Annotated in this window: 3 protein-coding genes; all 3 read left to right on the forward strand. The window is 36.8% G+C overall.

Going from position 1 to position 3,301, the window contains the following annotated elements:
• On the forward strand, nucleotides 1-194 hold a 194-nt coding region (locus tag KKC91_12400), incomplete at its 5' end, for a hypothetical protein (protein ID MBU0479347.1).
• A gap of 296 nt (nucleotides 195-490) precedes the next feature.
• Nucleotides 491-1,354: a hypothetical protein gene (locus KKC91_12405; protein ID MBU0479348.1), complete on the forward strand. Its 864-nt coding sequence runs from the start codon at nucleotides 491-493 to the stop codon at nucleotides 1,352-1,354.
• A 39-nt stretch (nucleotides 1,355-1,393) separates the two neighbouring features.
• Nucleotides 1,394-3,004 carry a HEAT repeat domain-containing protein gene (locus KKC91_12410; GenBank protein ID MBU0479349.1) on the forward strand — a complete coding sequence of 537 codons (1,611 nt, stop codon included), beginning with the start codon at nucleotides 1,394-1,396 and terminating at the stop codon, nucleotides 3,002-3,004.
• Nucleotides 3,005-3,301 lie beyond the last annotated feature (297 nt).

Consider the following 3,301-nt stretch of genomic DNA (forward strand, 5'->3'; position numbering starts at 1 on the left):
GGAAGAGGAGGAGGAAGAGGAGGAAGAGGAGGAAGAGGAGGAGGAAGAGGAGGAAGAGGAGGAAGAGGAGGAAGAGGAGGAGGAAGAGGAGGAAGAGGAGGAAGAGGAGGAGGAAGAGGAGGAAGAGGAGGAGTGCCAATATAATACCGACTGTGTTCCCTGCAAAATATGTGATGAGAATAGTTCTTGCGTAGCGCTAAGCTGTTCTACTTGCCAAGAGTGCGATGGAGCACATTCCTGTATAGATAGGACGATAAGTTCAGTTTCTGCTAATAAAACGGCAATTTGTTATGGAAGTTCAGATGCAATAAATCTTACTGCAAATACTTTCGCTGGCTGCAGTTGTATCCAGTGGCAATATCAATTTAATGGCGGTGGATGGAATAGTATTGGTGGTGGAAGCTGTAATGCTTATCTATCTGGTTCTGCGGCGGCGGGTACATATAGATTTAAGGCTATAAATGGGGATGAGGAGTCACCGCCGAGTGAGGTGTTGTATGTGGGAGCAGTGAACCTGCAGGATCCGGATTCAACTGAGCACTATGCTTTCAATGGAGGAAATCCTGGATTTTGTGAGATTTATGGAAGAGGTACAACTTGGATATTAGGTTTAGAATCCGGATTAGAATGGACACTTACTCCTATTTCTGGTTCTGCACTGACAAGTTATCCCTATCCACCCAAAGGATATAGCGTATGGTTTTATTATACAGGCTTACCCAGTTCCAATTCACAGTTTGGAGAAAAAACTATAACTTTAACACACCCGCAATTTCCAGCAGGATGTAATCAAGATTCTCAGACAGTAGAGGTGTTTTTCTCCCGGGATGCAACAAATAATCCAGGAGGAGACGACCCCAACTGGTTTTATTATTGGAAAGGAGATAATGTAGTTTCAGATTTAAGTTCATTTGAGTATAAGCTAATCCCAGATGCCATAGGGGAATATAATATGGAAACAGGAGAACTTTTTGTTAGCGATGGTGCTCAAGAATCTAAGAGCGAGTTTTCTGTTACTCATAAGGTAAGAGGGGACGAATGGCCTATCGGAGCAAATGGTGAAGGGATTGATTGCTGTGCTCAAGTTTGTGCCCATGAATTAGAACACAAGTGGTGGCATGATAACTGGTCTTCATTTCCTGATGGTGATACTGATTACGTACCTGATTGCCAGGAAGGAATACCGCCCTTCTATTTTGACCCTAATGATCCTGACACCTACAATATGGTATTGATTTATTGGAAGTATGGATTTTATGGAGATAATGAATTTCTCGCCAGATTTGCTGAGAAAATCACTAATCCTGTATATCCTTCAAAAGACTGGTCCAATGAAAATGGAAAGAACTGGTGATGGATAAGCTGTGGAAAAACTAAATAAGGAGACACAGGTATGGGAAAGTTTATGAAACTATTTATAATAAATTGTATTCTATTAATTATGTTAATTCAGGCGAATTATATTTTTGGTAAAGGAGAAGAGATTGGATTAAAACTTCAAAAACTTGATATGCCACAGGAAATTATTGAATGTAAATCTATTGATGAGGTTAAACCATACCTGTCCGACAAAAATGAATTGATTAGAATGTGGGCAGTAAGAAGAATTGGTGAGTTGGGAAAAGAGGAAGCTATATCTGAACTCATCGCTGTATTTGAAGGAGAATCTCAAGCAACATTGGCTAAAATAGAAGTACTTTCTACCATAGGTAATGTCGGAGGGAAAGAAGCGAAGGACACATTATTAACAATCCTGAAAAAGTATCTTGATAAAGGGCCAAGGGTTAAACGTTATGATTGGGAAGATATGGAATATATGACAATAGTAATGAAAACATTAGAAGAGCTGAGCAGATGGAATGATAAAGATGTTTTTGATAGTTTTGAGAAAATATTTTTAGACGAAAAATTCAATTGGCTTATAAGAGAAACAGCATATAAATGGTATTTTACGATAAAAATGAAGAAAGAAGGAATCAGTGACTTTGAGAAAGAGGTTAGTTACTTATTGAAGAATTTGAAAAATAAAGGTGCAGGTGATGCTTCGGACTGGGTAAAAGGTAAGTCAGGGGTTAAAACATTAGAAGCAATTAAGAATCATGCGATTTTCACAAAACTTGTTGAATATGGAGAATTAGTTCTTCCATATATTAAAGAAGAACTGGAAAAAGTTCCACAGTCTGAGGAAAACCGCCGTTATAAAGCACTTTTACAGGTTGAGAAAGCTATAGAAATAGTATCAGAACGCAAAGCGATGGAAAAAGATGAGATTTTAGACTTGAGCCTTAAAACAAATCGCAGCTTATATTTAGACAAAGAGAAAGGTTGGGAAAAATTTGAACAGGAATCATTAAGACTACTTGAGAAATATAATACTCCCCAAGATAAAGGTAAAATATATTCTGCCATTGCACTTAATTATTCAAGAAGAAACTCTACTTTACCTGAAGATATGAGAATATCAAAACTCACTGAATATTGTGAGAAAACCTTGCAGTACCCAGTTGAAGTGATTACTGCACTAAAACTATATCATGAATGGGGTACAGCTTTAATAGGTAGATATTGGACAGCATATACAGAGGAGGAATTTAGTAAGAAGAGACAAGAAGCTACAACAGTCTATCTAAACGGTCTAAAATTCGCTTTAGATAATAACGCTCCCAACAAAGAACAAGAATTACCTGCTATAACTCAATACAGTAAGGAAGAGTTGGAAGCTTTGCGGCGAGACCTTGTTAGAAAAGTAGAAGTAGCAGAACAACTTCAGGACGAACGAAAAAATCGTGAGAACGTTGAGTTGCAAAACAAACTATATAGTTGGCGTAAAAGATTTATACAAGAATGCATTTCTCTATATTCACATCCTCCATATAATACAGGAGAACTGAGAAACCTTACCGAAGATTTTCTTAAAGGGCACGATAATGTTGTAGAAGAAGTTATCGTTGAGGTTGAAAAGAAAATTTCTAATTCATCTGGTATACAGGTAAAAACAGAATAAATCCTTCCTAATAAATGTAAAATAAGCCTTTCTTCCCTTTCTGTTATAATCAAGCCATTCCTGCTCTTTGAAAATCTTATTTAGAAAACAGGGTTCTAGGGGAGGGAAGAAATATCGCCTTTCTAAGAATAGAGGAAGATTGTTTGCTTTGAATTTTTTATGTTATATTGTTATTAACTTTTGAGAATTATGAAAATTAAAAATTTATTGTTGTCTCTTATTTTGGCCGTTTTTTTAATCATTGGAGGACTACTTACTCTTCATTATTTAAAATATACCACTGAACAGGCTGAAAAA

Source organism: bacterium, assembly GCA_018812485.1.
Lineage (GTDB): Bacteria > JAHJDO01 > JAHJDO01 > JAHJDO01 > JAHJDO01 > JAHJDO01.